The organism is Flavisolibacter ginsengiterrae DSM 18136, assembly GCF_059568575.1.
Genome location: NZ_JCANTR010000007.1, coordinates 215,702 through 222,773, shown reverse-complemented (window position 1 = coordinate 222,773; position 7,072 = coordinate 215,702). Strand labels below are relative to the sequence as shown.

The 7,072-nt window shown below is 43.3% G+C and carries 5 protein-coding genes; 2 read left to right on the top strand and 3 right to left on the bottom strand.

All coding sequences use genetic code 11. From position 1 onward, the window contains the following. Together BP74_RS09820 and BP74_RS09815 are read left to right on the top strand one after the other, a co-directional pair. A partial coding sequence (locus BP74_RS09820; RefSeq protein ID WP_496373564.1) for a T9SS type B sorting domain-containing protein occupies window positions 1-1,130 on the top strand: 1,130 nt, incomplete at its 5' end. Window positions 1,131-1,138: 8 nt separating this feature from the next. Then, the gene (locus BP74_RS09815; RefSeq protein ID WP_496373562.1) at window positions 1,139-2,155 is read left to right on the top strand and encodes a PorP/SprF family type IX secretion system membrane protein; all 1,017 of its coding nucleotides are present in this window, start codon (window positions 1,139-1,141) and stop codon (window positions 2,153-2,155) included. A gap of 164 nt (window positions 2,156-2,319) precedes the next feature. On the opposite strand, the gene bglX is transcribed toward BP74_RS09815, so the two are convergent. Genes bglX through BP74_RS09800 form a run of 3 tightly spaced genes read right to left on the bottom strand, consistent with a single transcriptional unit; the run spans window position 2,320 to window position 7,067 of the window. Next, window positions 2,320-4,620, bottom strand: coding sequence for a beta-glucosidase BglX (bglX, locus tag BP74_RS09810; RefSeq protein ID WP_496373560.1), 2,301 nt, complete (start codon window positions 4,618-4,620; stop codon window positions 2,320-2,322). A 5-nt stretch (window positions 4,621-4,625) separates the two neighbouring features. After that, entirely contained in the window at window positions 4,626-5,279 is a 654-nt protein-coding gene (locus BP74_RS09805; protein ID WP_496373558.1) for a GDSL-type esterase/lipase family protein, read from the bottom strand. A 30-nt stretch (window positions 5,280-5,309) separates the two neighbouring features. Beyond that, entirely contained in the window at window positions 5,310-7,067 is a 1,758-nt protein-coding gene (locus BP74_RS09800; RefSeq protein ID WP_496373556.1) for a family 43 glycosylhydrolase, read from the bottom strand. Between the last annotated feature and the right edge of the window lie 5 nt (window positions 7,068-7,072).

Below are 7,072 nucleotides of genomic sequence, written 5' to 3'. Positions count from 1 at the left end.
TGCATCTGACGATCAAGCAATTGACAACTTCCATTACCACACTAACTGTATGTCCTGCCCAATTGCCATATACATGGAATGGAAAACAGTACACCCAGGCAGGTACCTATACTTATATCACTACTAATGCTGCTGGATGTGATTCCATTGCTTCACTGGTGCTTGAAATTGCACAGGTAATTACAGGTGCAACTGATAATGTTACTGTTTGTGCCAATAGCCTTCCTTATGTGTGGAATGGTCAGAATATCATGCAGGCAGGTACCTATAATACTACGCTTCATAACATTGCAGGGTGTGATTCTATAGTTACCTTGAACCTGGTAACCACTCCATTGGCAACGGCAACTGTAAGCGGTGGCAATCCAATCTGCGAGGGATCCAGTACCACCTTGGCCATTGCGCTTACTGGCGCAGCACCATGGACCGTGGTGTATTCAGATGGTGTAACCAATCATGTGATCAATAATATTGGTGCTTCACCATATGAATTAACAGTGTCACCAACTGCAACCACCACGTATACTTTATTGAGTGTTACAGATGCCAAGTGCAGTAATAATGCACCAAATAGCGCGATAACCATTACTGTTCAAACGCAGCAATCAGGAATCCGGTATCCAAATGTGACAACTACAGCTAATACAGCTACACCTTTGCAGGCCAGAAACCTGGGTAGTAATTACACTTACCGATGGAATCCTCCTGCCGGGTTGAACCGTACGGATGTGATTGACCCTGTATTTAATTATGACCATTCGGTTCAGTATACCATTACTTTAACTCCTGACAATGGTTGTAAAGTGGTAGATACAGTTCTTGTGGTAATGCGCAGTCAGGGACCACTGATCCGTTCAGATATCTTTGTTCCGAAGGCCTGGAGTCCTAATAAGGATGGTCATAATGATGTATTGCGACCATTGTGTGTAAATATCGCCGAGATCTATTACTTTAGGATATTCGATCGTTGGGGTCAGCTGATGTACGAGACCAATGAGATAGGTAAGGGATGGGATGGCATATTCAATGGAAAAGCCCAGGTGCAGGATGTATATACCTGGACACTGGAAGCAAGGGGAGAGGATGGAAAACATTATAAACGGAGTGGAAATTCCATATTAATGAGGTAAACTTGTCTATGAGAAAGATCCTGCTATTGACAGCTTTCATATGGGCCCTTGGGGCCGGAGAGAGCTATGGACAGGATCCGAGCTTCTCACAGTTTTTTTCTTCCCCACTCAATATCAATCCTGCTTTAACAGCCAATATTAATGCAGACTGGCGTATGGTCTCCAATCTCAGGGACCAGTGGATAGGGCCTGCCAGCCCTTATATGACCGGCTCTATTTCCTATGACCGAAAGGTGATGCAGGATAAGATGGCCGGTGTGGAGGAAGGCAATGTGCTGGGCGTGGGAGGGATGCTGATGTTTGACAGGGCTATGGGGGGAGTGGCTAAAAGTATTTATGGATCGCTGGACATTTCCTACCGGATCAAACTCATAGATGCAGGTAACAAGCACAAATTGGGAATTGGCTTTGGCGGCATTTATGGTCATCGCACAGTTGACTTTAGCCGCCTGGATTGGGAAGAGCAATTTACAGGGTATGGCTTTAATACAAACCTGCCAACGGGAGAAGCTGCGCTAGCCAATATGAAGGGTTATATTTCTTTAAGTGCCGGACTTACCTATAGCATCACTAATGAAACCAGTAATCTTGATTTTGGGGTTGCCGCGTTTCATGTGAATAAGCCCAAACAAACTTTCCTGGAAGATGATAAACAAGTTTTGGCCATCAGGAAGGTAGGACATGCCAATTATGAGACCTTCCTTGATGAGCGAACAGTGCTCAACATCAATGGCATTTACCAGTTCCAGGACCAGGCAAAGTATTTCTCCGTTGGTGGGGCTGTAGGTTATTACCTCGAAGATGAAAATGAATCGCTGATCACGGCAGGCGTATGGTATTGGTCAAAGAATGCCATTGTGCCCTATGTCGGACTGGCTTATAAGGACATGCAGTTTGGTGTAAGCTACGATCTTACAGTTTCAAAACTAAACCAGGCTACCCGCAAGCCCAATACTTTCGAAGTATCGGTTATTCTTCGGGGCACCAGACCCGCTAGTGGCATTATCCCTTGTCCCTGGAAATAATTTTACCTCCGGCCAAGCCAGGAATAAAATTACCAGTGAAGCTCTGCAGGCAATTATAAGTATCAAATATGTTGAAGTGCTGAAAGGATCACGATTAGATAGTGAGATTAAAATAATAATGCCCGTTCTTTGAGAACAGGCATTTTTATTCATATGGCTATAACTTATTTAGCCAACAATTTAAAAGAAGCTTCTTTTACATCTGATGAATTGGTTCCAATAAATACCTTGAAATCTCCAGGCTCTGAAACCCATTTCAGGTCACTGTTATAAAACTTAAGATCATTGACTCCAATAGTAAAACTTACTTTCCTGGACTCGCCTGGTTTCAGGCTAATCTTTTGAAATCCTTTTAATTCCTTTACCGGTCTTGACACACTTCCCACCATGTCACGAATATAAAGCTGCACTACTTCCTTGCCCTCTTTTGTCCCTGTATTGGTAACAGTTACAGAAGCAGTTATTTTATCCGTTGGGCGCATTTGATCTTTGCTTAGCGTGATATTGCTATAACTAAACGTGGTATAGCTTAAACCATAACCAAAGGGATATACAGGTTCATTGGAAACATCCAGGTAATTCGAGCGGAATTTCTGGAACCATTTACCCTGTTCCAGCGGGCGGCCAGTGTTCATATGGTTGTAATACATGGGAACCTGGCCTATATTCTGTGGAAACGTAGTTGTGAGTTTGCCTGAAGGATTTACATCACCAAATAAAACATCTCCAATAGCATTGCCGGCTTCAGATCCGCCAAACCATACATTCAGAATGGCAGGCACATGTTCTGATTCCCATTTGATGGTAAGGGGCCGGCCGGTAAATAATACCAATACTACAGGTTTGCCTGTTTGTAACAGCGCTGCTAAAAGGTCTTTTTGTGTTTGAGGGATATCAATATTGGAACGGCTGGAACTTTCCCCACTCATCTCTGCTGCCTCTCCCAAAGTTGCTACGATTACGTCGGCCTGGGCTGCAATGTCCAGAGCCTGTTGTCTTAAAGTAGCTACAGAACTGGTATCACGCTTCAACGTTTTTCCAAACATCGTAGCTCTTTCAACGAATGCACTATCCGCATCCAGGTTGGAGCCTTTTGCATACAGGATCCTGGCATTATTGCCCACTGCATTTTTAAGTCCTTCTAAAACGGTAATAGGCTTGGTAAAGTCTGTGGCCACGCTCCAGGTGCCAGGCATATTTTCCCTGGCATCTGCCAAAGGCCCGACAAGAGCAATCGTACCACTCTTTTTAATGGGTAAAATATTGTTTTGATTCTTCAGGAGTACAAAGCTTTCTGCAGCAATGCTCCTGGAATCTTTTAAATTTTGCGGTGTATAGATCTCGGTTTTGGAGCGTTGAATATCGCAGTATTTGTAAGGGTCATCGAAGAGTCCCAGTTTATACTTGGCCTCCAATACACGTCTGCAGGCAACATCAATGTCCTGTTGGTTTACCTTGCCTTCTTTCAATGATTTTTTCAATGTGGTTAAAAATCCTTCACCCACCATGTCCATATCAATACCGGCTTTCAGCGCCAGGGCTGAAACAGTTTGCAGGTCACCCATTCCGTGGTCAATCATTTCATTGATGGCCGTATAGTCTGTAACTACAAATCCTTTAAATCCCCACTGCTTGCGTAAAAGGTCGGTCATTAACCAGCGGTTGGCACTGGCAGGGATGCCATCAATTGTATTAAAAGAACTCATGACACTTCCCGCGCCTGCGTCAATAGCTGCTTTATAAGGGGGTAAGTATTCGTTATACATACGGAAATGACTCATGTCCGTAGTATTGTAATCCCGTCCTGCTTCTGCTGCACCATATAATGCAAAATGTTTGACGCAGGCCATGATGGTATTGTTCTTTGTAAGATCTGTGCCCTGGTAACCTCTTACCATTGCCCTGGCGATCTCAGAACCAAGGAAAGGATCTTCACCGCTGCCTTCGGCAATACGTCCCCAGCGTGCGTCACGCGAAATATCTACCATAGGGGAGAATGTCCAGCAAATCCCATCTGCACTTGCCTCGGTAGCTGCTATTCTTGCAGATTTTTCTATTGCTTCCATATTCCATGTACAAGCCAAACCCAATGGAATAGGGAAAGCGGTTTGATAGCCATGGATCACATCCATTCCGAAAATGAGAGGGATCTTCAGTCGGCTTTCTTCGACAGCGACTCTCTGCACTGCCCTGATCTTTTCTACTCCTTTAATATTAAAGAGTCCACCAACCTTGCCTGCCTTGATCTTGCCTGCAATATCTGAACTTCCTGCCTGGCCTGTTGTAATATCCCCGGCTCCGGGCAGGTTCAATTGACCCAACTTTTCATCGAGTGTCATTTTGCTCATCAGGTTCCTGACAAACGTATTCATTTTAGCTTCTGTAGCTGTATTAGTCACCTGGCTGTTACCCCTATAAGTTGAAAACAACAATAGGCCTGCAGCTATTATTTTTAATCCTTTCATTGCCTTTATTTTATTAGATATGGTTTAATGATTTCCTTCCATAGAGCATAGCCCTTTGCATTCATGTGTAAATTATCCTCAATAAAGATATCGCCTCTGGGTTTATGATCGGGTCCCAGCATAACATCATAAATATTAATAAAAGCACTGTTTTTTTGCTTAGCCAGGAATGCTTTGATCAGGGCATTGGCCCTTTCCATTTTTGGCATCAGGTGTTCCCTGCTGGGACTGGGTTTTATGGATACATAGGCAATGTTTGCCTTTGGTTCATTTTTACGAATGATATAAAACAGTTTTTTGAACCTGGCCAGTACCATTAAAGGTGTTACTGTATCTGAAGAGGCAAGGTCATTATCCCCGCAATATACCAGCACTTGTTTTGGATGATACTTCAATATCGTTTCAGGCGCGAAACGGATCACATCGGGTAGCGTAGAGCCTCCAAAGCCCCTGTTGATAATGGTATAACCAGGAAAATAATCCGCAACATCAGTCCATTTGGTAAATGATGAACTGCCAACAAATACAATGGCATGTCTGGGAGGTGCGGAAATGCTGTCTGCTCTTTTGAAAGCCTGGATATCATTTTGATACGGTACCTGGGCAACTACGGTTTCCTTACACCCTGCGAGGATCATTAAGCCGATCAGAAATTTCATAATTCTTGTCATACTTTCTCCTATTTAATATTAATCAACACGAATCACTTTTGTTCGTTGTGATACGCCATTTTCATTGATGGCCTCAACCTGGAAATAATAAGGCTTTGTGCGATCCATGCCCTTGTAATAATATTCATTGGCATTATAGATCATAATATTATTGTACAATTTATCTGGTGCCGTGCCCATATAAATATTATAGGCATAGGCATTATTTACAGGACTCCATTTGATCCAGGCACTTCGTTTGTCCTTTTCCGTTCTTAATACAATAAAGCTTTTTACCGTGTCAGGAATATTCCCCGAACCTTTTCCAAAAACCCTGAAGCCACTGATGGCAAATTTGCCTGTAGGCATATGAATATTTTCCAACTTAAGAAACCTTGTTTGTACAGGTTTAGATAGCTCAATATAATCATGTGGAACATCCGTCCTGTTTTTGCTCTTATCTACAAGCAGCTGCCATTTTTTTCCGTCAGTGGACTGGTAGATCTTATATTGGTGGTAAACATTCAATGACTTGCCAAGGAAGGAGGAATCTACATCCTGGTCAGCATAATTCAGCTGGATGGCATTTACTGTGGATATGGTACCCAGGTCTGTTTGTATCCATTCTCCTTTGTTAGCAGACATGGCACTCCAGTAAGTTTTGATATTTTCATCAACGGCATTATTAGGATAATAGCTGCCGAGTGTTGATGATACCTGGACCGGTTTATTATAATTCAGCAACATCCAGCCTGTGAATCCTCCATGTTCTGTTTTGTCCTGGTACGGTGCCCAATGGGGATAATCGCCAAAGGCCGTATTGCACCACATTACATCATCCTTGTCAAAACCGGCAGGCCATATGCCCAGGCGGCGTTCAAAATTATTCTTTACTGAAATGGCGATGGTAGAAATGTGCCAGTAGTTGTTTTGATTATCTGTGAATGTAGCACCGTGACCGGCTCCACGTGCAAAGCCTCCTGCCTTCCAGGAAAGTGGATCTGATTGTGGGGTGAAAAAGCCTAATGGTTCCGGGCCTACAACCACGCCATCTGCATAGCCACTGAATTCTGTACCAGGGGCTCCGTATTGTAAATAATACTTTCCATTGTGTTTAGTCATCCAGGAACCTTCAATAAATGGATCCAGGAAAGTATTGTCAAGGTATTCTCCAAATCGTTGCCATCCATACCTGTCTGGCTCCAACAGGTACATTTCCTTTCTTGTCCCGATAGGTTGCATGGTTTTTCTGTTCAATTCAATTCCATATAACGGGTACTTGTTGCTGCTTCCATTATACATATAAAACCGCCCGTCGGTGTCAGTAAAAAATGCGGGATCCCATCCTCCAATATCAAAGGAATCCACCAAAGGCTTCCATTCATTCGCCTTTGGATTCGTACTCATCCAGATAGTAAACTGCCTGGTATAGGTAGATCCAAAAACAAGCATGGTATCGCCAATGATGCCTACCGCCGGTGCGCACAATTCATCATACCCTTCGTTCCAGGGGCGCAAGAACCGTTTTGACACGTAATTCCATTTGAGCATATCATGACTCCACCAATAACCCCATTGGTTGGTAGAAAACAGGTAAAAGTCACCTTTATAGTTAACGATCACAGGATCAGCCGTAGCCCTATGTCTTCCCCATTCACTGAAATTGGGAATAGGCGTATAACCGTAATCGATATTAATAGGATTGCAATAGGTTCTTTGATTTGCCTGGGCGAATAAGGCAGTTTTGCCAGGAATGATAAGTAAGAGAAAAAAGAAATAATGGGAGAATTTCTTCATAGTGC